The sequence below is a fragment of the Micromonospora sp. A3M-1-15 genome (assembly GCF_024213425.1).
GTDB lineage: Bacteria > Actinomycetota > Actinomycetes > Mycobacteriales > Micromonosporaceae > Micromonospora > Micromonospora chersina.
On sequence record NZ_JANAVK010000003.1, the window covers coordinates 410,477 to 431,616 of the forward strand.

The following is a 21,140-nucleotide window of genomic DNA, read 5'->3' on the forward strand; positions in this document are numbered from 1 at the left end:
GTCAGCGGCCGCAGGCGTAGCCCTGCATGCCACGCGGGTTCGCTGCGGCCGCCAGCACGCCGGTGTCCGGATCGCGGGTCACGGCACAGAGGCGACCCAGGCTCCACGCGCCGGACAGCCGCACCTCGTGCCCCTGCGCGCGCAAAGCCGCCAGGGCATCCTCGTCCAGCCGGTCCTCCACCACGAGAACGCCGGGCTCGTTGTCGCGCGGGTAGAACGAGGCCGGCAGGCTGATGGTGTGCCACATCGGCGCGTCGATGGCTTCCTGCAGGGACCGACCGCCGACGAGATGGCGTAACAGGAACAGCAGCTGCCACTGGTCCTGCTGGTCGCCACCCGGAGTGCCGAACGCCAGGATGGGTTTCCCGTCGCGGTGCACCATCGTCGGGCTCAGCGTGGTGCGCGGCCGGCGTCCCGGCGCCAGCGACGAGGCGAGACCTTCCTCCAACCAGAACATCTGGAGCCGGCTGCCGAGGGGGAAGCCGAGGTCCGGAATGGTGGGAGAGCTCTGCAGCCAGCCGCCGCTCGGCGTGGCGGAGATCATGTTGCCCCAGCGGTCGACCACGTCGACGTGGCAGGTGTCGCCCCGGGTCACCCCGTCCGACTGCACCGTCGGCTCACCCGTCGTGGGGTCCGCCAGGTCGACCCGGCGTCCGGCACCGCGTCGCACGTGAGCCGGGAGGCGTGGCTCGGCGCCTTCGGGGCGGCCCGGTCGCAGCTCCGCTGACGCGCGGTCCCAGATGAGGCCGGCCCGCTCCCGCGCGTACTCGCGGGAGAGCAGCGCCTTTGCGGGCACGGGACCGTCGCCGTACCAGGCCTCACGGTCGGCGAAGGCGAGTTTGAGGGCCTCGGCCTGGGCGTGGATGCCGGCCGCGGTCGACGGGTCGTACGCCCCGGGGTCGTCGAGCGCGTCGAGGACCGCCAGGGTCTGCAAGAGCACCGGCCCTTGGCCCCAGAAGCCGGTCTTCGCCACCGTATAGCCGCGCCAGTCGAGGGTGGTCGGTTCCTCCCAGGTGGCCCGGTAGGCGGCCATGTCCGCGCCGGTGACGAGACCGGCGTGCGCGCGTCCGCTGGAGTCCTGGAAGGGCTCCCGGCTGAACCGGTCGACCGCCTCGGCGACGAAGCCTTCGCCCCAGGCGCGACGTGCGGCCTCGATCTGCGCCTCCCGGTCCGAGCCCGCTCCCCGGCCGGCGTCGACCAGTCGTTGCAGGGTCTGCGCGTACGCCCGGTTGGTGAACAGCTCCCCCGCCGCCGGCGGCCTGCCGTCGCGGAGCCAGAGCTGGGCGGAGGTGGGCCAGTGCTCCTCGAACAGCAACCGCACGGCGGCCACGGTGTCGCCGACCCGGCCGATCAGCGGGTGACCCGCGCCGGCGTAGCCGATCGCCGGCTCCAGCACCTCCTCGAGGGAGAGCGTGCCGTGGTCGCGCAGCAGCAGGAGCCAGGCGTCCACGGCGCCGGGGACGGCCGCGGCGAGCGGGCCGGACCCGGGGATGAGGTCCATCCCGAGGGAGCGGAAGTGCGCGATGGTGGCGCCGGCCGGCGCGGGCCCCTGCCCGCAGAGCACCCTCGGGGTCGGGTCGTGCGCGGTGGCGACGATTGCTGGCACCTCACCGCCGGGCCCGTTCAGGTGTGGTTCGACGACGTGCAGCACGAATCCGGCGGTGACCGCGGCGTCGAAGGCGTTCCCACCGCGCTCGAGGATCCCCATGGCGGACTGGCTCGCGAGCCAGTGCGTCGAGGACACCATCCCGAAGGTTCCCTGCAGGGTCGGCCTGGTGGTGAACGTCATGACAACACCTCACTCGAGTCGGCGGCGGCCCGGACGTCGGGCCGGGTGCCGTCGGGCTGGACCAGGTGGCAGGCGGCCATGCCGCCGCCGAACGCCACCTGTGCGGGTACCTCCGTGGCGCACCGGTCGAACGCGAGTGGGCACCGGGTGCGAAAGCGGCAGCCGGACGGCGGATCCAGCGCGGACGGCAGGTCGTCGCCGAGCAGCACCGGTTGACGCTGCCGTTGACGGACCGGGTCGGCCACCGGCGCGGCCGCCAGCAGCGCCTGGGTGTAGGGGTGGGCCGGGCGCGTGAAGATCCGCTCGCGCGGGCCCTGCTCCACGAGTTGACCGAGGTACATGACGGCGATGTCGTCGGCCAGGTACTCGACCGCGGACAGGTCGTGGGTGATGAAGAGGCAGGCGAACCCGATGTCGCGTTGCAGGTCGGCGAGGAGGTTGAGCACCGACGCCTGCACCGACACGTCGAGGGCGCTCGTGGGTTCGTCGGCGATGAGCAGCTTGGGCTCGGAGATCAGCGCCCGGGCGATGCTGACCCGCTGACGTTGGCCCCCGGAGAGCTCGTGCGGATACCGGCGCGCAACTTCCGCCCGCAGGCCCACCCTGCCGAGTTCCTCGGCGACGCGGGCCTCCCGGTCGCGTCGGGTGATCCGCTTACCGGACAGCCGCAACGGCTCGGCCACGATCTCGCCGACCAGCATGCGCGGGTCCAGCGAGCCGGCGGGGTCCTGGAAGACGATCGACACGTCGTTGCGGTGCTGGCGTAGCTGTCGCCGGGTCAGCTGGGTGACATCGGTCCCGGCGATCCGGACCACGCCCGCGGTGGGCTTCTCGAGCCGCACCACGCACCGGCCCACTGTCGACTTTCCCGAGCCGCTCTCCCCCACCAGCGCCGTGACCCGGCCCTTGGGAATGGTGAGGGTGATCCCGTCCACGGCCCGTACCGGCCCGAAGTGCATCACCAGGTCCTCAAGTTCGAGGGCGTTCGGTTGCGGCGTCATGCGGTTGTCTCCCGGGGCTGCGTCCGCGGCGCTGGGCAGGGATGCCAGCAGGCCGCGAGGTGGTCCGTCACCGCGGTTCCGACCGCCTCCAGAGGCGGCGCGGCCTCCCGGCACCGCGAGTCGGCGGCGGCGCAGCGATCCGCGAAGGTGCAGGCGTCGGGCTGGGTGGACAGGACCGGCACGAGGCCGGGAATCTCCTGCAGCCGCTCGGTACCGGCGTGCTTGCCCGGCGTCGGCGAAGCCGCCAGGAGCCCGGCCGTGTACCGGTGGTACGGGTGCGCGAACAGGTCGGTGACCGGTGCCCGCTCCACCACCCGCCCGGCGTACATGACGACGACGCGGTCGGCGATGTCGGCGATCACGCCGAGGTCGTGTGTGATGACGAGGATGGTGGTGCCGAGCCGGTCCCGCAGGTCCCGGAGCACCTGCAGGATGCCGGCCTGGACCGTGACGTCCAGGGCGGTGGTGGGTTCGTCGGCCACCAGCACCTTCGGGCCGCAGGCCACCGCCATCGCGATCATCACGCGCTGGCGCATGCCGCCGGAGAGCTGGTGCGGGTAGTTGTCGACGCGCTTCGCGGCGGAGGGGATTCCGACGAGCGAGAGCAGCTCGACGGCGCGGGCCCGGGCGGCGCGCTTGGACATCCGCTCGTGTACCTGCAGGACCTCCCCGATCTGCCGCCCCACGGTGAGCACCGGGTTCAGCGAGGTCATCGGCTCCTGGAAGATGTAGGCGATCTCCTTACCGCGCACGCGGCGCAGCACCGGCTCCCGAACGCCGACCAGCTCGGTGCCCTCCAGCTGGACGGAGCCGGAGACCCGGGCGCTGTCGGGCAGCAGGCCCGCGATGCTCATCGCGGTGACGCTCTTGCCGCAGCCCGACTCGCCCACCATCCCGACGATCTCTCCGGACGCGAGCTCCAGGCTCACCCGGTCCACCGCCGAAACGGTCCCGCCCTCGGTGGTGAACGAGACCGACAGATCGCGTACTTCCAGGACGGGCGTCGCGACCGCGGCGGAGGATGCGGCCGCCCGTTCGACCGTGGTCATCGCCGGTCTCCCTTCGGATCGAGGGCGTCCCGAAGGGCGTCGCCGAAGACGTTGAACGCCAGCGCCAGACCCATGATCACGACGCCGGGCAGGACGGCTGCCCAGGGCGCGCGGGCGGCGAACTGCTGGGCGGAGGCCAGCATGGTGCCCAGGCTGGGGGCCGGAGGCTGGATGCCCAGGCCCAGGAACGACAGCACCGCCTCGCCCAGGATCGCGGCCGGGATCGCGACGGTGGCCTGCACCAGGATCACCGACGTCGCGTTGGGCAGGACGTGCCGGGCGAGCACCCACAGGTCACTCGCCCCGTCCACGACAGCGGCGGCGACAAAGTCCAGCGACTTGAGCCGCAGGGTGTCCGAGCGCACTACCCGGATCACGCCCGGGATCTGCGCGATCCCGATGGCCACGGCCGCGTTGGTGAGGCTGGCGCCCCGGATGGCCGCCAACCCCACCGCCATGATCAGGAAAGGGAACGCGAGCAGCAGGTCGGTGAAGCGCGAGATCACCGCGTCCCAGGACCGGAAATAGCCCGCGGCCAGTCCGAGCGGCACCCCGATGATCAAGGAGGTGCCCACCGCCAGGAGTGCCACCAGCAGGGAGGCCCGGGCCCCCAGCATGATGCGGGACAGGACGTCCCGGCCCAGGTCGTCGGTCCCCAGGAAGTGACCGGGGGTGCCCGGCGGCGAGAACGTGTGGGCGAAATCGGTCTGCTGGACGTCGTGGGGAGCGATCCAGGGCGAGAGCAGGGCGACGATGGCCGCGAGCGCGAGCACGAGGAAGCTCACGACGGCGAGCGGGTTCCGGCGCAGTCGCCGGAGGACCCGGGTGCGCCGGCTGATGCCGGCGGGGCCGGCCTCCGCCATCGGTACGGTGAGGACGGTCATGCCGGCTCCCCCGTCACCCGGATACGTGGGTCGATGACCGAGTAGAGCAGGTCCACCAGGAAATTGATCACGATGTACGCCGTCGCGGTGAGCAGGACCACCGCCTGGATCACCGGATAGTCCCGCTGGAACACCGCGTCGATGGTCATCTTGCCGAAGCCCGGCAGCCCGAAGATCTGCTCGGTGACGACCGCTCCGGAGATCAGGCCGCCGAGCTGCAGGCCCACGATGGTCACCACCACGATGAGGCTGTTCCGGAGGGCGTGCCGGGTGATGACGGCCCGTGGCCGGAGACCCTTCGCCTTCGCCGTACGGACGTGGTCTGAGGAGAGCGCCTCCAGCATCGCCGAACGCGTCTGCCGCATGATGATGGCGGCGAGGCCGGTGCCGAGAATGACGGCCGGCAGGACGATGTGGTGCAGGTTGCCCGCGGGGTCCTGCAGCAGTGGCACGAAACCGGAGGCCGGGAAGAGCCCCGCCGCCACGGAGAGGTAGAGGATCGCCAGCAGTCCGAGCCAGAAGTGCGGCACCGACAGTCCCACCAGGGCCAGTCCGTTGGCCAGCCACTCGGCGGGACGCCCGCGGCGGACAGCGGCGAGCACCCCTGCCCCGACACCCAGCGCGGCGGCGAGGAGGATCGCCAGGAGGGACAGCTCGACCGTGACGGGCAGGGCGGTCGTGAGCATCGACGAGACCGGTATCCCGGTTCGGATCGACACCCCGAAGTCCCCCTGCACGACGCGCCCCACGTACTGCGCGAACTGGATGGGAAGCGGCTGGTCGAGCCCGTAGTGGTGCCGGATGGCCTCCAGTGCCTCCGGGGACCGGTCCTCGCCCGCGAGGGCGAGGGCCGGGTCCCCGGGCAGTGCCCGCACCCCGAGGAACACCACGACCGTCGACATCAGCAGCGTCAACGCTGAGTGCCAGGCGCGTGTGAGTAGATACCGAGCCACGGGGCGACCTACTTGGTGAATCCGGCGAAGGCCGCGCGGATCACGCCGTCGGGGAAGACCTGCAGGCCCTGGATCTTCTTGGAGACGGCGGTCAGGTTCCGCTGCCGGTAGAGGTAGATGAGCGCGTCGTCCTGCTGGAGGATCGTCACCGCCTGCCCGTACAGCTTCTTGCGCTCTTCGAGTTCGTTGGACTGCCGGGCCTGGGTCAGCGCGGCGTCGAGCTGCGGGTTGCTGTAGCCGGAGACGTTCTGGCTGCCGCCGGTGCCGACGAAGTTGGTGATGTTGGCGTCCGGGTCGATCCGTCCGCTCCAGCCCAGCTGCAGCAGCTCGAAGTTGCCGCGGTCCTGCTCGTCGAGGAGCGAGGAGTACTCCACCGGGTTGATCTTGAGGTCGAATCCGCCGTCCTTGACCATGGCCTGCAGCGCCTGCGCGAGGCGCAGCGAGTCGGGCGTGTTCGAGATGAGCATCGCCACCGGGTAGGGCGTCTGAACGCCGGCTTCGGACAGCAACTGCTTGGCCTTGGCGGGATCGTGCGGGGGGCACGCCTGCGCTTCCTCGGACGAGAACGGGCTCGCGGGCGAGATCGGCGAGCAGGCGGGGGCGAAGAGTCCGTTGAAGACGGCCTGGACCAGTGCCTTCCGGTCGAGGGCGTACTCGAAGGCTTGCCGGACCTTGGCGTTCTGCGCGATCGGGCGGTTGATCGGCTTCGGCGTGGTGCCGACGCCGTCGACATTGCCGATGTTGAAGGTGAGGCCCTGGTATCCGAGAGACTGGGACTGCAGGACGCTGAGCGAGGAGTCTCCGCGCAACGCCCCGTAGTCCTGTGTGGAAATGCTGTCGGCGACCTGAGCGTCGCCGGAACGCAGGTTGGCGGCCCGAATGCTCGCGTCGCTGAGGATGTGCCACGAGATGGCGTCGAGGTTGACCTTGGCGGCGTCGTAGAAGTTCGGGTCTCGCACCACGTCGATGGAGTTCTGCGGCACCCGCTTGGCGAACTTGAAGGGCCCGACGCAGACCGGCGCGCTGGCGAAGTTGTCGCCCAGGCTCTGCAGCGCCTTCGGGCTCATGATCATGCCGGCCCGGTCCGCCAACGCCCCGACCAGGGGTGCGAACGGCTGCTTCAGGTGGATCGCGACCGTGTTGGCATCGGGCGTGTCGACGGTGTCGATCGGACCGAGCTCGCTCTTTCGCGCGGACCGGGCGTTGGTCAGGTGCCGTTGAAGGGTGGCCTTGACCGCGGCGGAATCGAACGGCGTTCCGTCCGCGAAGCGCGCGCCCTGGCGCAGCGGAATGGTGACCGTCTTACCGTCGCCACTGATGGTCGGGAGTGCGGTGGCCAGCTGCGGCACGACCTGCGCCTGCTCGTTCACGTCGTAGAGCTTCTGGCAGATCGCCTGGAAGACGTAGCGCGAGTAGAGGCTGCGCGACAACGTCGGGTCCAACGCGTCGGGCTCCGCGGAGAGGGCGATGACCAGCTTGCCGCCCTTCTTCACCGCGGCCGGGTCCGCCGGCGTACCGAAGTTGTCCTGTCCTGCCGCCTGGTTGTCGCCGGAATTGGCGCCGCCCTCGTCCTTGGACACCGGCGAGCACGCTACGACGGTGCAGGCGACGGCGACCGCCGCCACAGCTGCCCGGAATGGATGAAGCCTTCGCAGGCTCGGTTCACTGAGGTTCGTCATTGGGGAGCTCCTCGAGTGGGCGATTCGGGGAGCGTATGTTGTATACGAACTGCTCCGCAAGACCTCCGGTCTGCGGCAGGACGCGCAGCCAGCGGCCGACCAACCGGGCCAAGCTATGCGCGGCGGGCAGGTCGGCAGCGACGACCGGCAGGTGGATGACGTACCGCTGGGTCACCGCTGGTGTCCTCGGGCGTCGGGGGCGCGGGCCTGGTCGGACTGCCAGCGGCGCAGCGCTTCATTGATGACGGCGGCCTACCGGCGGCTCGGGGACAGCGCGACTCATTCCCACCCCGCCCAGGACTCTGGACGAGGTGTGGGCATGAGCAGCATCGCGTCCAGCCTCAGGGTGCCCACATCTCAGGGGGAAGCCCACAGTCCCCCAGGTTTCCAGTCCACGGCCGCGTGCTATGCGATCGCGTGCGTGCAGCGCATCGACTCGTCGGGGGTGGCTTGGCCGTGGGTGCGCTGGAGGTGCGCCTCGCCCCAGACCCGGACGCCTTCCACGACGGGCAGAACCGTAATGCCGTAGGAGGTGAGCCGGTAGATGATCGGCGCTGGGATGGGTCCGGTCACGACGCGCTCGACGAGCCCGTCAGCCTCGAGTTCGCGCAGCTGCTCGGCCAGCACCTTGGGCGTGATCGGTGCGCCCAGACGGCGGAGGCCGGCGAAGTGGCACTCGCCATGGGCTAGCCAGTACAGAAGGGTCAGCTTCCACTTCCCACCGATCGCGGCGAACGCCGCGGCCATCGGGCAGCCGGGTAGCGGATTGGGGCGCGCCGGTGAGGGGTTACCTGCAGGTGCCTTCTTGTTCATGGGCGTGCTCCGCTCAGATAGTCGGATCATGAACCTTCACACCAAGATCACCCTGCCATACAAGCGGGTCCTGATCCCGTGCCTGTCGCTTCTCATCCTGGCCGCGACGGCGGCGTCGGGGGACGCGGCGGCCGCTCCCCGCAGGGCTTCGGCGGCTGTCGAGGACGGCCAACATGACTTCGACTGGGAGATCAGCGCCTGGCATACCAAGGTGCGGGTGCTCGCCGATCCGCTCTCGGAATCCGAGGATGAATGGCTCTACTTCGAGGGTACGAGCGTCGTGCGTCCGCTGCTGGACCGGCATGCGAATGTCGTCGAACTTAAGGTCTCGGGGCCGAACGGACGGATCGAGGGCCTCAATCTGCGGCTCTATGAGCCCCAGGCGGGACGCTGGAGCCTGACCTTCGTGAACATCCGCGATGGACTGCTCACCCCGTCCGTGTACGGCGGGTTCCACGACGGTGTCGGCGAGTTCTACGGCGACGACCAGCTCGGGGGACGCGCGATCAAGGTGCGCTTCCTCATCTTCCGGCAGGGCCCGGACAAGGCGAGGTTCGAGCAGGCCTACTCAGACGACGGCGGGGAAACGTGGGAGACCAACTGGATCGCCGTGGACAACCGAATTGACAATGCCAGCTGAGCTTTTCTACAACCTCGGCGGCTGGTCCTCGCCGAGGTCCGCGACGACAGGCGCGACTGGAAGCTCGACCGGGCCATTCACCGGGGCGTGCCCTTCCTCCGATCCCCGATTGCATCGACCCCCGTACCGCGTTCGGGCCACCGAACCGGTCGGCGATCAGCTGCCGCATGTCGTCGCGGACGACGTCGGCGTCTCACACCGCGGGGTATCAGGCCGACGAGAAACGGCGCGTCACAGTTGAGGGTGTAGGGCCTGGCGCGGGGCATTGGCAGTTCACACTGGGTCTGGCAGTTCGATGAGCGCGAGCTTGGCTGGGTCGATCACAGCGGTGATCTACCCGATGCTCACAGGCAACGGAATCAAGTACGGGCTGGATGGCGAGGCCACCGGCTATCAGACCGAGTACGGCTGGGCCTTCGCCGGCATCGTCGACGGGGACTGGACCTGGGCGGTGGACGTGCTGGCCGGCGGTCGTACGGCGATGGCGCCCGGGAAGGCGTCATACCGAGTGATCGACAGAAGCGTCGACCAGCGCTTGGAAAAGCATGCTCTTCTGGCCGACGTCAGCTACTGGCCCCACCAGAACCTGACCGTGACGACCGACCCAGGCGCCCTCCCGACCATCGCCACCGAGCATCTGCCCGTCGCTGGGCTGCTGCAGCAGTCTGCCGTTGCCCGAGGCCGTCCATCGGCGTACGTGCCCGATCGTCACTGAGTTGGTCACCCAGACTGAATGACCATATTGCTATCAGGGGCCATCGTTAGGCTGCGCGCCGTGATCACGCGGCCCACCGAGGAGTGGGCCCGCGAGGTACACGACCAGAGCCCCTGGGGTAGCAGTCCGTCAGTTCCAGAAGGAACCGGTGTTTGCGCCCCATGGCGACGATTCGAGGCGGCTATCGATGTGGTGTGTGCTTCGACCACCGTCGAGCAGACCGGCGTCCCAGGCGAATTTCGGCATCAGCGCTTGCAACGCGGGGGTGCCGAAGAGCGCCACCGCGAGGCCGACCTCAACGGGCTCCAGCTGGGATCTCTCGACGAGGCCGCGGTGTCGAACCCGGGCGGTAGCCAATGCTCGCGCTCCGGGGACAGTCCGGCGAGGCATCAACCAGACGGCGATCCCCACGATAACCACGACGGCCACCAGTCCCTCGGTCACACCGACCATTCCCGCGGCCACCAACTTCGGAAGCAACGCCGGGGGCAGCGCCACCAGCAGGACCGGCATCAGCACCCGTCGGCTGGACGCCCGCACGAGTCCGCGTTCGACCAGGCTCTGTCGCACGTCGCGAAGCGCTCGCTGCACGCGCTTCTGGCGGGCAAGTTCCCTCGGGCCGACAGAACCGTACAAGGCGGCGTACAGCGCCCGCTCCAGCGGCTCGGCATCCTGCGGAAGCGATCCCGTCCGGCGGATTCTGCCGACCCCCGTCGCCAAGACCCCGCGCGTGTGCAGCATGGCCAGACCAGCGATCACCGCTCCCCAGTTACCGCCCTGCAACCAGCCGATCTCGGTGGCGGCAAGCGTCTCGGAGTCGTCCATGCTTCCAGCCTCGGACACCCGTGCAACGTTGCCACTCTCGCATCGCGGCCACCGACGCGAGCAGAGCGACATGCGCCGCCGATGGCGATCAGCCGACGGAGTGTCACCCCGGGCCCTGAGACTTGTCACGCAGGGCCTGAGATCGGACATCGCAGGCAGCCGGGTGTCGTACGCGCTTGATTCGTTGCTTCGTGGCTTCACTTGATTTGTGGCGCTCCGCCGAGTGCCGATCGTGCTCGCTTTACGTCATATGGCTGAGCCGATCTAGTCTCTCCGCATGGGGAACCAGCCCGAGAGGGCTATGTTCGACTTCGACCAGTACTCGCGTCGGGTAACCGAGGGGCCCTGCTTCGTGTGCGCGTTCCTAGCCGGCGACCCCGACTACCGGCACCATCTCGTCTACGAGGACGACGACAGCATCGCCTTTCTCGCCCGCTACCCAACGCTGCTCGGCTACTGCCTCGTAGCGCCGAAGCGTCACCTGGAGAGCTGGGTGCACGACATGGAGCAGCGCGAGTTCCTCCACTTCCAAGGCGCCGTACACAGGGTCGCGAGTGCCATCGCGGCCACGCTACCCACCGAGCGGATGTACTCGATGAGCCTGGGCAGCCAGCAGGGTAACGCCCATCTGCACTGGCACCTCGCACCGCTGCCCCCAGGAGTCCCGTACCACCAGCAGCAGTTTTACGCGGTGATGGCGGAGAACGGCGTTCTACGGGTCAACGACAACAGCCAGGCGGCACTCGCCGAGCGCATTCGAAGTCGCATTCGAGCCTGAACGTCCACGCCACGTCGGCGTTCCAAAGGCTGATCCTGCATGATCCCGTCGGCGGTGAACCGGTTGATCGCCCTGAGCCGTCGGCCAGTCTGTATGGAAGCCTCCGTTTGGAACAGCGCGATCAACCGGCAGGCCGCCCGCGATGAAGCCGGGTAGCGGCTGCGCCCAGTACAGGTTGCCGATGGCCATTCCCGCCGCCAACGCGAACGGCAACGTCAGTCGGCGGCTCCTCTCCGAAGGCGGTGCCATGCGGGGTGCTGCCACCCTGCCAGCTAAGGCGCGGAGCCAGCGAGGGCCAGCGAGGGCCTGAGCGTGGCAGGGCCGCGCCCGCGGGGTCGCCGTTCCCTTGCCCACGTGGATGACACTGATGGTGTGAGCTCGGCAATCCGAATCCGGCTCGCGGTGCTGACCCTCTGCGTGGTGGTCGCCGCCGCGGTCGGTTCGCGGCTGGGCTGGAGGAGTGCGCGGGTGGAGCCGCCCTCACCACCCTCCTGTCTGTCAACTCATCCGATCCGAGGTTTTTGACCTTCTCGTACCTCGGCGCGGGCCGCTCAAGGCCGACGACGAGGAGGAGAGTGTCCCTGGCACTCGTTCGAACGTCTGTCAGGCCGAAAGTGCGTCCAAGACGGACAGGCAGTGGGCTTCGCTGTGGGTGGCGTTGGTCCGCTTCGGTCGGCACGATGGCCAGAGCCCCCGGTGCGTCGACCGAGACGGATTGCCGATGATGATTGTCAATCGCGTCAACCACCCGGTCGTGCTTGGCGACGGTGCTGTCTACACCGTCGCGGGCGATCCCGCCGGCGGCCGAGTCGTCAATTTCGCCGCCTGTCTTGGCACCTATCTCGTCTGGGTCAGGTACGAGGTTGTCGGTGCCACGGACGCTGCTGCCGTCGAATCGGCCACCACCGTCACCCAGGAGGTGCTGTCGTGGCTCTGATGTGGCCCCCGTGGGCAGGGGATCTCAAGAACGGCCTGCCACCCCGCACTCCCATGGCGCGGCGGGCGCTCGTCCGTGCATGGCTGTTTGGTCTGGTCGCGGTGTCGCTGGTCATCGCCGCGGGGGTTCTCGGCTGGCACTTCGCCCGGCTGGCCGCACCCACCGTCGTGCGCTGGCAGATCAACGGTATCGATGCGAACAGTGACTCCCCGCCACGGCCGCACCTGCCCCCGTCGCCGTTCGTGCGATGACTTCTATGGTCCGCCGTCCATGTCTCGGGCCAAACCGGTCCGCGCCGACACCAACCTTCTCCATCTCGGTGCGGTGCGCGATCCGCACGGCGATCCGGATCTCGTCGAGCCGCAGCCCGCTGTTGTAGCGCAGCTGCGCGCCGATCCGCCGCGCCGTGGCCGCTCCGAAGACGCTGACACCGGGCGGCCCGGTCCGCCTCTCGCCCTGCCCTCGTCCACGCCGCGATTCTCCCCCGGTGATCGCTCCCCCGCCACGGTGACATCGGGGTGACATCGCTGGCTGCCGGCGTCCACTCCCCAACGATGCGAGCGGTACAGCCAGGGCGGCACGTGCTCTGGTCACGCGGGTACGTACTGCCGCCCGTCAACACTCGTCGGCGAGGTGGCCGAGGCGGGCACCGCGGGGACGGCGAGCCCCACCGCAAGTCGCTCCGGGTGTGACCATGACGGTCACGCCCTCCGTCACCGCGCAGTGCCGCCGTCGTCAGCCAGCCGATTGCGTGTGGGCTACCGACCAGGGCCCGTCGCCGTACTTGGCCCCGCAGGCATCCGGCACGTCCACCTGGGTCTGGGAGTTGTCAATGTTCGTGTCCTCCCCTTGCGCTGCGCTGGTCGCTCCGGCCGTCCTCCGGCCATCGAGACCCTCGGACCGCTGCTCGCTCTGACACCCGCCCGCCGGCGTCTGGGCGGCCACGCTTGCTCGCTTCCAAGCCGTGTTAGCCGTCACCGAAGGTGACGGCTAACAGGCCTGGTGCATTACCGGCGCCGGAGTGTCGACGATCTGGGGGTCAGGTGACCCCGATGTTCAGGTAGAAGTGGCCGAGCTTGAGTGATAGCGAGGCGCCTCCAAAGTGGTGAATGAGCATGGCCAACAGGATGACGATCAGGATGCAGACGACGAGCCAGATCAGGAACCACACGAACGCTGGGATCCCGTAGCGACCGACGCGAGCCATTAGGCTCGCCCCCTCGCGCTTGGCGCTGCAACACGCGCCGCCGCGCATGGACATGTCGGCTGTCGGTAACTGCGCCCGGCGCTAGCGGACGTCTCCATACAGCCTCCTTCGTTGAGGTGCCCGCGAAATTTCCCTACCGAGGCGCGCGTCAAACCGGGCCGTAGGAGCCCGCTCCAGGATCCCGACGGAGCCGGGCCGTGTCCGTACTGTCGGTAACATCCGAGGTCGGTCAACTGGACGGGTTTCTTGCCCGCACGAACGTCACATCTGCACTGCGGTTCGCTCCCTACTTCCGCTTGCTGTCGGAGGCGACCGGGATCGGCCTACGACCAGGGAACGGCGCCTCGGCGTCGCCGATCGGCTGCTCCTCAAGGACCGCTTTGCATGCACCACCCGGACGCGAGTGGCATGGCCTACTCAGCAGTCGGCTCTCGACGGACGACCCCTCGCTTGTAATGCGGTTCCGGTGAGAGCCGTGGCGACGCCGATGTCTACTGAGCCCAGACCGGAGACGACATCCGTCCATGGTGGTCCGACTTGGGCCACCACAGTTGATGTCAAAGGCTGATGTCAGTTCGCCGCAGCTGCCGGCTCTCGATCCGAGGAGGGTGACTCCCCTCGGGGGATGCGGTCTCAAGCAATCGGCCGCTGCCAACTGGCGGCGGCCCGCGTCGGCGAGCAGGTACCGGGGTCGAGGGCTCACGTCCGGAGTCGACCCGGGCGAACCTCTGCCCGTCAGCACCGCCGGGCAGGATCTGCTGCGAGAGCGCCTTGCTTGGTACCCACGTGAAGAAGGCGCTAGCGTCCGTTGCATGAGTGACACCCCGCTATCCGATGTCATGACGGAGCACGCGGAGACCAGTAGCCAGGAAAGCTACGAACGTTTTCTCGGCCTGTTTCGGGCTTCCACCATCGGCATCGTGGCCGTCGGGACACCCTTACAAGATCCGGATGGGGGTTTCAGGGCTGACGGCGACCTTGGCGCGGGCAGGACCACTCACGGCGACGGCCGGGCACGCATACTGGCCTACGCCGACCCTGAGGCAGCCCTACGCAACTTTGGTCCCCGATTCAATGCCGGCCTGGCCGGCGAGGTGCTCCTACAGATGGCCGCAGCCGATCCCGGCTGCGAGGGCATCCTTGTCAACAGCGCCATCCGTGAAATCAGCCTGACGATCAGCCAACGAACCGCCCGGTCCCTCCTGACATCAACCATGACCGAGGTGCCCGGCCGACGGCGTTGGTGGAAGCGCCGTTAGCGAAGCTGTAATACTGGTGATGACAGGTGGGCGCGGCAGGCTCGTATCTGCGATCCCTCGCTTGTAAGAGGAAAATGCCGTTGGCGCGGCACCCCGCCTGTCTGGACGTAGCCCTGACTGGTCCATATCACTCAACCTCTACGGCTACTTCCGCCTGAGTTCTAGGCGCGTCGTCTGGTGGAGTCCGTCCGCATCCTCGACCGCGGGTCAATGCTGAGCCGCTGGCGGCTTTCCTCGTCCCGGCCCGTTGCTGTTGCCGCCGCTGTCGACAGCTACCCGCGCGTTCCGTCGCCCGCCGTACCGGAGCGCCCGACAAGCGCTCTGACCGGGGCAGCGTATTGGGGCAGGATCATCGGACGTGACACTCGTCCTGCCGCCGCGCCTGACGGCCTCGGCGCAAAGCTTGCGCGACGCGGCTCACCGACGAGGACTATGCAGCGTCCAGCTCCCTACTTTCGAAGTGCCCGCCGGGATGCGTGCTGATCACCTGCACGCGGGGCCAAGCTTCGCCGACGTCGTCGCACCGCTGCTCGGGATTGCGCCCCTGGAGGCTGAACCTGGCTGGCTGACCAGGCTCCCCCGTGAACTGACCCGCCGAGAGGTCACCCTGGTCCCCATCGGGGAGGCCTACGAACTCCGGCGACCAGCGTTCATCAAGTCGCCCAACGACAAGAACATCCGGGCGATGATCTACACCGATGGCTCCCGTCTGCCCGGCCCGGATGCTGTCGACCGACAAACTCCAGTGCTCGTCAGCGACATCGTCGACTTCACCGCCGAGTACCGGCTACACCTGCTCGACGGCGCGGTCTACGCAGGCAGCCAGTACGCCGAGGACGGCCGGATACACCTCGGCCCTCCGTCGGTCGACGCGCTGGCTTTCGGCACCGACCTTCTCGCCGGATATGGGCACACGCTGCCCTCCGCCATCGTCGTAGACGTAGGTCTGGTCGACGGCTACTGGGCCGTGATCGAGGCGAATGCCGCGTGGGCCAGTGGCGCCTACGTAGCGGCCCCAGACCTGGTCCTCGATGTTGTCCTCCGAGCGGCCAGCCCAGCAGCTTCTGTCAGCGCCCGCGACCTACCATTCATCCGGAGGCCTGAGCGGCCCGACCTAACCCCTTAGGCCACTTCGGTGTGAACCGGGACGCTGCACCGCCTTTGAGCTGCCGAAACGTGGAGCTGCAGGTGAGCGGGTGTGCCGTTGGGCGCAGTTGGGCGCCGTTCTATGCAGTTCAGCACCGTTCAGCGCGCCCATTGCTCCCAACCCGCTCCCCCACCGCCGGCAGGCCGTGCGACGGGCGTTGACGCCCGGTTGGGCCATCGGCCGCCGAGGCCTCCGTGCCCGGATGCCACATCGCCCATGCGCTCGTCAATGAGCAGCGTCAGACTCTGGCCGCTTGGTGCAGGGGTAATTCCGCCGGTAGGCAAGGTCCGTCTGCACCTCAACGGGAGCAGGGCCAGGCGCGATTTGGCACTCGTCAGGCGATCTCCGCACCGTCGGGGTGATCTTTCAGTAAAATTTCGGGAGTGGACGGCGATTCGAACACTCGGCTTGAGCACATTCTCGGCGTACCGCTCGCACAGGATGCGGTGCGCCAGTGGCCGCAGTCCGGCGAGCTGATCCGGGGACGGGCGCGAATAGCGGAAGTGGAGTCGCACTTCGTCGGGCTGCGGCTCGGCGTCGGCATGCGGCACTCCTGCGGAGACACCTTGGTCGTCGAGTGGAGCAACGATTATGGTGACGGCCGGATCTACCGCAACGTCTCGATCGCAGAGCTGCGCAATGGCGAGGCGATCCGGGTAACCGACTACTGGGGCGAGCCGTTCACCGCGCCCGAGTGGCGGCAAGCGCTAGGCGAGAAACTGGACCTGCGAGGCAGCGGCGTATGGCCAGCATCCGACGACCTGACCGTCAGCTGACGCCGGTCCCGGCTGCCAAATGTGTCTGATTCGTTCCGATCTGCAGAGACGGTCATCGGAGAAAGCACGAAGATAACCATGTGGTTCCAGGTCGCGGATACACATCAGAGTTATGAACGAGAGCTGACGGAACTCCCTCCACGCCGAATCATTTGTCCACGCGTGAAGACTGACCCCCGGAGCGGCGCGAATGACGATCGTCCCCGGTCACGCCTGTCAAGTCCTCGCGGTGAACCGTACCCAGCAAATGGCCTCCCGGGTCGGTGATGATCGCGTAGGTCAGGTGGTGGGCGCGCAGATGGGACTCGGCGCCGGCCAGGGCCAAATGGGGGCGCAGCGTCGAGGGGCCGGACTCCATCACTTCCTGGGCCGTGGTGCCGGGGGCGGCATCGAGGGCGGCGTGCCGGAGTCGGCCGAGCAGAGTGCGGTCGCCGGCGACAACAACGGCGAACCGGTACGGGGAGGCGTCGACGCGGGCACGAACGGCGGAGAGCGCCTCCTCGGGGCCGGCGGTGGGAACGTCGTGGCGCAGCCGGCTACCCACGGTAGGTGCGCTGGCCGAAGCGCCCCCGATGGGCAGGTTGTGCGCGAGCCAGTCCACCTTGCCGGCGGCATAGTCGTAGACGTCGGTGAACCCGAGGGCTTCGAGCCGGCACGCGGCTCGCGGGCTCATGTCTCAAAGGTCGTCCCAGCAGTAGACGACGATTGGGCGGGTGCGGTTGAGGCCAGCGGTCGTGTCTGGGCTGAGGACCTTGAGGGGGGATGCTGAGAGCGCCGGGCAGATGCTGGCTGGCGTACTCGGTCGCGGGCAACACCTCGACGAGCTGGGCGCCCGCGTCGAGCAACCCACGCAGCTGCGGCAACTCGATCCGGGCGACCATCAGTCGGCCGCCAAGGCGGACTGCCGGCGCTGCAGTGCGGCCAGGATCCACTCATCGGGCGGGGTACCCCGAACACCATCCTGTGTCGGGTAGAGCCGGCACTGCAGGCCGTAATCCGTGCGTTGCGCGGCCGTCGTGTCGACGTCCACGCCGTCGATTCGCAGGTCGGCGATCCGAGAAAACGGTGCGCCCCGGGCGCCGGCGTTAGTCTCCACCACGCGCTCGTGGATCGGATCGTCCACCCCAGCGCTGTCGAGCAGCGCCCGCAGACGCGGCACGAAGCCCTCGTGGTTCGGGCAGCCGTCGAAGAACAACACCTCGATCACGGCAACTGAGCCGCCGAACGCGAACGGGTTCTGCCACCAACACAGCCTGAACCACCTACACCGTGCGGCCGGCACCCCCGACGGCAGCTCATCCAACACCGTCAACGTTCGTAGTCACGGCACTAGGCCCTGTTTCAAAAATGAAACCGTCTGACCGCCCGCTGTTGGTCTGCGCTGGATTGGCACCGGCGTGTCGCTGATCGATAGATGGCGAGGCCTCCGGTAGAGGGTTCTTCGACCAAGACGAACTTCCAATACCGGAGACCTCGTGGCCACCTTAGCGGTGACGAGGCGACACGACCTGACCGATGCTCAGTGGGCGGAGCTGGAGCCGTTGCTGCCCAGGCCGCGTGGGTCGGGTCGTCCGCCGAAGTGGAGCAGACGGCAGTTGATCGACGGGATCCGGTGGCGTACCCGGGTCGGTTCGCCGTGGCGGGACGTGCCGGCGTCGTACGGGCCCTGGCAGACCGTCTACGGGCTGTTCCGCAGGTGGCAGCGGGCCGGAGTGTGGCGGGACGTGGTCACCGGTTTGCAGTCCCGCGCTGACGCAGCGGGATCGATCACCTGGGATGTCAGTGTCGATTCCACCAGCGCCCGCGCTCATCAGCACGCCGCCGGCGCCCGCACCCGTGGCAAGGTGCAGGTCGAGTCGCCCGGCGGCGTAGATGACGAGCCCGACGACCACGCCCTGGGCCGGTCGCGAGGTGGGTTGACCACCAAGCTCCACCTGGCCTGTGAGCAGGGCCGTAAGCCGTTGTCGACGGTGCTCACCGCCGGACACCGCGGCGACAGCCCGCAATTCGTCCCCGTGCTGGCCGCCATCCGGGTCCCCAGGGCCGGCGGTGGCCGGCCCCGCACACGACCGGACCGGGTCCTGGCCGACAAGGCCTACAGCTCCCGCGCCAACCGGCAGCACCTGGCCCGTCGAGGGATCGCTGCGACCATCCCCATCAAGATCGACCAGGCCGCGAGCCGACGCAGGAAGGGCTCCAACGGCGGCCGCCCACCAAGCTTCGACCCCGACACCTACCGGCAACGCCATGCCGTCGAGTGCGGCATCAACCAGCTCAAACACAACCGAGCACTGGCCACCCGCTACGACAAACTCGCCGTCCGCTACCACGCCACCGTGCACATCGCCACGATCAACGAATGGCTCCGACCCGGCTTATGAAACAGGGCCTAAGGCGTGTTTCGTAAGTCCCAGGGGCCGGCCGAAGTCACGGCGTGGCGGTGATCGATAACTGAAGAGGTCTCCGGTATCTGGTTCTGCGACCAAGCAAGAACTTCATACCGGAGACCTCGTGCCCAGCGTAGCGGTGACGAGGCGGCATGACCTGACCGACGGGCAGTGGGCTGTTCTGGCTCCGTTGCTGCCTGCCGCGCCGAGGACTGGTCGTCCGCCGAAGTGGGAGAAACGGCAGCTCATCGACGGGATCCGCTGGCGGATCCGCATCGGCGCCCCGTGGCGGGACGTCCCGGCCGAGTACGCGCCCTGGCCCACCGTCTACGGCCTGTTCCGCCGCTGGCAGCGGGACGGGACCTGGGACAAGATCCTGTCGGCGTTGCAGGCAGCCGGCGACGGGCAGGGCCGGATCGGTTGGACGGTGAGCGTGGACTCGATGACCAGCCGCGCCCACCAGCACGCCGCCGGCGCTCGCACCGACGGGCATCTGCAGAAGGAGCCGCCCGGTGGCGTGCATGACGAACCGGCCGATCACGGGCTGGGCCGATCCCGCGGCGGGCTGACCACCAAGACCCATCTGGCCTGCGAGCAGGGCCAGAAGGTCCTCTCCCTGATCGTGACCGCCGGACACCGTGGTGACAGCCCGCAGTTCATTCCCGTCCTGCGTCGCATCCGCGTGCCCCGCCTCGGCGTGGGCAGACCCCGCACCTGCCCCGACCTGGTCCTGGCCGACAAGGCCTACACCAGCCGCGGCAACCGCCGATACCTGCGCTCACGGGGGATCAAGGCCTGCATCCCCCGCAAGACCGACCAGGACGCCCACCGCAAAGCCAAAGGCTCCAAGGGCGGGCGCCCACCCACCTTCGACAGGGACCTCTACCGGCTACGCCACGCCGTCGAGAACGGCATCAACAGGCTTAAACGCCACCGCGGCGTCGCCACTCGATACGACAAGCTCGCGGTCCGCTTCCAAGCTGTCCTCACCATCACCGCCATCACCGAGTGGCTCTGACCGACTTATAAAACACGCCTTAGGGAACTCGAGCGGCGGATTCGGTTCCAACTGCCTTTGCGTCGAGTGGGATCGCGAAGGTCTCGATGTAGTCGAGAGCGGCTTCCAGTGCGTCCCTGAGGGGGGAGATGTCCCGGGCGACTTGTGCGAGGAGCATGCCGCCCTGGAACGCGGCGAGGAGCAGGCTCGCGAGCCGTTCGGGGTCGGCCTCGCTGCTCAGACGGCCCTGCCGCTGCAGGCGGAGGAGCGCGTCGCGGAAGATCTCTCGCCACTGGGCGAACGCATCCGCAAGCTCATCGTGAACGTCGAGGTCGGTCTTGATGATCTCGCTGGCGAGCGACCCGAGGCTGCAGCCCTCGTGGTAGGAGCGTTCATACCCGATATAGAACGCTGCCCACTTCCGAAACCCCTCGAGGCTGCCGAAGCCGTCGAACTGTTCGCTGTGATGGAACCCGAGGACGCGTTCAGCCTGCCATTCGATCACCGCCAGGACGAGGCTCTCCTTGGTCGGGAAGTAGTGGTTGATCTGCGACCCGCTGACGCCGGCGGCGCGCCGGAGCTTGTCGTTGTTCGTGGCGTGGACGCCCTCGGCGTAGATGAGCGCGGCGGCGTGCTCCAGTATCCGGGCACGCGTCGCCTGCCCCTTCTCGGTGAGCTGGCGAGGCGCTGGCGCTGCCGTCGTGGACTTCATGATCTACATCTTAGCAAAAGTGGGCTTGACAGCCCAGTCTTGTGTAGTGTTGCATCTACGGAGTGGGCTACGCAGCCCAAAACTTGACCAAGGTCGGTTACCGACCACCACCCACATGAACCGGAGTGGATCTCCCATCTCACGCCTGAGCGTTCTTCCTGCCGATGAACCCTCCGCCGACGTGCGGGGCACGCTTGACCAGGTCGGAGCGTGGTTCGGCTTCGTACCGAATATGTTCACCATGCTCGCGTCGAACCCGACCGTCCTCGATCTCGTCATGACGGTGCAGATGAAGGCGAGCAGCCTCCTGGACGCGAGGACGCGCCACACGATCGCGCTGGCCGTGTCCGAAGCCGATGGCTGCGACTACTTCCTGGCGCTGCACACGGCCGGATCCCTGAAGGGCGGCATGCCGTGGAGGACGTCGAGCTGGCGCGGGCGGGAAGCTCGGTCGATCCGAAGCGGGCTGCGGTAGCTCGCTTCGCCCACCGGGTGATCTGACGCGCGGACGGGTCAGTGATGCCGACCTCGCGGCCGTCCAGGGTGCCGGGTACACCGATCCGCAGATCTTGGCGATCGTCACGCTGGTCGT

General features: G+C 68.4%; 23 protein-coding genes. 11 read left to right on the top strand and 12 right to left on the bottom strand.

Going from position 1 to position 21,140, the window contains the following annotated elements; translation table 11 throughout:
- Position 1 precedes the first annotated feature (1 nt).
- From NLX85_RS17140 to NLX85_RS17170, 7 genes are all read right to left on the bottom strand, one after another.
- The gene (locus tag NLX85_RS17140) at positions 2 to 1,789 is read right to left on the bottom strand and encodes a gamma-glutamyltransferase family protein (protein ID WP_254336267.1); all 1,788 of its coding nucleotides are present in this window, start codon (positions 1,787 to 1,789) and stop codon (positions 2 to 4) included.
- Positions 1,786 to 2,790, bottom strand: a complete 1,005-nt coding sequence (locus NLX85_RS17145; RefSeq protein ID WP_212836116.1) for an ABC transporter ATP-binding protein — start codon at positions 2,788 to 2,790, stop codon at positions 1,786 to 1,788. The genes NLX85_RS17140 and NLX85_RS17145 overlap by 4 nt, the downstream gene beginning before the upstream one ends.
- Positions 2,787 to 3,839 (bottom strand): ABC transporter ATP-binding protein, encoded by a 1,053-nt coding sequence (locus NLX85_RS17150; RefSeq protein ID WP_254336269.1) that lies wholly within the window; start codon positions 3,837 to 3,839, stop codon positions 2,787 to 2,789. The genes NLX85_RS17145 and NLX85_RS17150 overlap by 4 nt, the downstream gene beginning before the upstream one ends.
- Positions 3,836 to 4,723, bottom strand: coding sequence for an ABC transporter permease (locus NLX85_RS17155; RefSeq protein WP_254336271.1), 888 nt, complete (start codon positions 4,721 to 4,723; stop codon positions 3,836 to 3,838). Before NLX85_RS17155 ends, NLX85_RS17150 begins: the two co-directional genes overlap by 4 nt.
- Positions 4,720 to 5,676, bottom strand: coding sequence for an ABC transporter permease (locus NLX85_RS17160; protein WP_308210749.1), 957 nt, complete (start codon positions 5,674 to 5,676; stop codon positions 4,720 to 4,722). Before NLX85_RS17160 ends, NLX85_RS17155 begins: the two co-directional genes overlap by 4 nt.
- Positions 5,677 to 5,684: 8 nt before the next feature.
- Positions 5,685 to 7,256, bottom strand: a complete 1,572-nt coding sequence (locus NLX85_RS17165; protein ID WP_254336275.1) for an ABC transporter substrate-binding protein — start codon at positions 7,254 to 7,256, stop codon at positions 5,685 to 5,687.
- 504 nt (positions 7,257 to 7,760) lie between these two features.
- On the bottom strand, positions 7,761 to 8,168 hold the full coding sequence (locus NLX85_RS17170; protein ID WP_254336276.1) for a helix-turn-helix domain-containing protein: 408 nt from the start codon (positions 8,166 to 8,168) through the stop codon (positions 7,761 to 7,763).
- A gap of 28 nt (positions 8,169 to 8,196) precedes the next feature.
- On the opposite strand from NLX85_RS17170, the gene NLX85_RS17175 reads away from it, so the two are divergent.
- Together NLX85_RS17175 and NLX85_RS17180 are read left to right on the top strand one after the other, a co-directional pair.
- Positions 8,197 to 8,808, top strand: coding sequence for a hypothetical protein (locus NLX85_RS17175; protein ID WP_254336278.1), 612 nt, complete (start codon positions 8,197 to 8,199; stop codon positions 8,806 to 8,808).
- Between the two features lie 328 nt (positions 8,809 to 9,136).
- On the top strand, positions 9,137 to 9,523 hold the full coding sequence (locus tag NLX85_RS17180; protein ID WP_254336279.1) for a hypothetical protein: 387 nt from the start codon (positions 9,137 to 9,139) through the stop codon (positions 9,521 to 9,523).
- Between the two features lie 129 nt (positions 9,524 to 9,652).
- Here NLX85_RS17180 and NLX85_RS17185 read toward each other — a convergent pair whose 3' ends face one another.
- Positions 9,653 to 10,348: a TIGR04222 domain-containing membrane protein gene (locus NLX85_RS17185; protein ID WP_254336281.1), complete on the bottom strand. Its 696-nt coding sequence runs from the start codon at positions 10,346 to 10,348 to the stop codon at positions 9,653 to 9,655.
- Positions 10,349 to 10,625: 277 nt separating this feature from the next.
- On the opposite strand from NLX85_RS17185, the gene NLX85_RS17190 reads away from it, so the two are divergent.
- The 3 genes from NLX85_RS17190 (at position 10,626) to NLX85_RS17200 (ending at position 12,314) form a co-directional block, all read left to right on the top strand.
- The gene (locus NLX85_RS17190) at positions 10,626 to 11,126 is read left to right on the top strand and encodes an HIT family protein (protein WP_254336283.1); all 501 of its coding nucleotides are present in this window, start codon (positions 10,626 to 10,628) and stop codon (positions 11,124 to 11,126) included.
- 721 nt (positions 11,127 to 11,847) lie between these two features.
- A complete protein-coding gene (locus NLX85_RS17195; protein WP_254336285.1) occupies positions 11,848 to 12,063 on the top strand; it encodes a hypothetical protein in 216 nt (71 codons plus the stop codon).
- Entirely contained in the window at positions 12,054 to 12,314 is a 261-nt protein-coding gene (locus NLX85_RS17200) for a hypothetical protein (RefSeq protein WP_254336287.1), read from the top strand. Before NLX85_RS17195 ends, NLX85_RS17200 begins: the two co-directional genes overlap by 10 nt.
- Positions 12,315 to 13,102: 788 nt before the next feature.
- Here the strand turns inward: NLX85_RS17200 and NLX85_RS17205 are convergent.
- On the bottom strand, positions 13,103 to 13,324 hold the full coding sequence (locus NLX85_RS17205; protein WP_254336289.1) for a hypothetical protein: 222 nt from the start codon (positions 13,322 to 13,324) through the stop codon (positions 13,103 to 13,105).
- 758 nt (positions 13,325 to 14,082) lie between these two features.
- Between NLX85_RS17205 and NLX85_RS17210 the strand changes: the two genes are divergently transcribed.
- The 3 genes from NLX85_RS17210 (at position 14,083) to NLX85_RS17220 (ending at position 16,452) form a co-directional block, all read left to right on the top strand.
- Positions 14,083 to 14,529, top strand: coding sequence for a hypothetical protein (locus NLX85_RS17210; RefSeq protein WP_254336291.1), 447 nt, complete (start codon positions 14,083 to 14,085; stop codon positions 14,527 to 14,529).
- A 358-nt stretch (positions 14,530 to 14,887) separates the two neighbouring features.
- The gene (locus tag NLX85_RS17215; RefSeq protein WP_254336293.1) at positions 14,888 to 15,655 is read left to right on the top strand and encodes an ATP-grasp domain-containing protein; all 768 of its coding nucleotides are present in this window, start codon (positions 14,888 to 14,890) and stop codon (positions 15,653 to 15,655) included.
- Between the two features lie 404 nt (positions 15,656 to 16,059).
- Positions 16,060 to 16,452, top strand: coding sequence for a hypothetical protein (locus NLX85_RS17220; RefSeq protein ID WP_254336295.1), 393 nt, complete (start codon positions 16,060 to 16,062; stop codon positions 16,450 to 16,452).
- Between the two features lie 148 nt (positions 16,453 to 16,600).
- Here the strand turns inward: NLX85_RS17220 and NLX85_RS17225 are convergent, their stop codons facing one another.
- Together NLX85_RS17225 and NLX85_RS17230 are read right to left on the bottom strand one after the other, a co-directional pair.
- Complete coding sequence (locus NLX85_RS17225; protein WP_254336297.1) at positions 16,601 to 17,125, bottom strand: CBS domain-containing protein; 525 nt, start codon at positions 17,123 to 17,125, stop codon at positions 16,601 to 16,603.
- 207 nt (positions 17,126 to 17,332) lie between these two features.
- Positions 17,333 to 17,758 carry a hypothetical protein gene (locus NLX85_RS17230; RefSeq protein ID WP_254336300.1) on the bottom strand — a complete coding sequence of 142 codons (426 nt, stop codon included), beginning with the start codon at positions 17,756 to 17,758 and terminating at the stop codon, positions 17,333 to 17,335.
- 184 nt (positions 17,759 to 17,942) lie between these two features.
- Between NLX85_RS17230 and NLX85_RS17235 the strand changes: the two genes are divergently transcribed.
- Together NLX85_RS17235 and NLX85_RS17240 are read left to right on the top strand one after the other, a co-directional pair.
- Positions 17,943 to 18,833 (top strand): IS5 family transposase, encoded by an 891-nt coding sequence (locus tag NLX85_RS17235; RefSeq protein ID WP_374628099.1) that lies wholly within the window; start codon positions 17,943 to 17,945, stop codon positions 18,831 to 18,833.
- A 145-nt stretch (positions 18,834 to 18,978) separates the two neighbouring features.
- Complete coding sequence (locus tag NLX85_RS17240) at positions 18,979 to 19,857, top strand: IS5 family transposase (RefSeq protein WP_374628117.1); 879 nt, start codon at positions 18,979 to 18,981, stop codon at positions 19,855 to 19,857.
- 19 nt (positions 19,858 to 19,876) lie between these two features.
- Here the strand turns inward: NLX85_RS17240 and NLX85_RS17245 are convergent, their stop codons facing one another.
- Positions 19,877 to 20,548 carry a TetR/AcrR family transcriptional regulator gene (locus tag NLX85_RS17245; protein ID WP_254336305.1) on the bottom strand — a complete coding sequence of 224 codons (672 nt, stop codon included), beginning with the start codon at positions 20,546 to 20,548 and terminating at the stop codon, positions 19,877 to 19,879.
- Positions 20,549 to 20,729: 181 nt separating this feature from the next.
- Between NLX85_RS17245 and NLX85_RS33460 the strand changes: the two genes are divergently transcribed.
- Positions 20,730 to 21,023 carry a carboxymuconolactone decarboxylase family protein gene (locus NLX85_RS33460; RefSeq protein WP_254336307.1) on the top strand — a complete coding sequence of 98 codons (294 nt, stop codon included), beginning with the start codon at positions 20,730 to 20,732 and terminating at the stop codon, positions 21,021 to 21,023.
- Positions 21,024 to 21,140 lie beyond the last annotated feature (117 nt).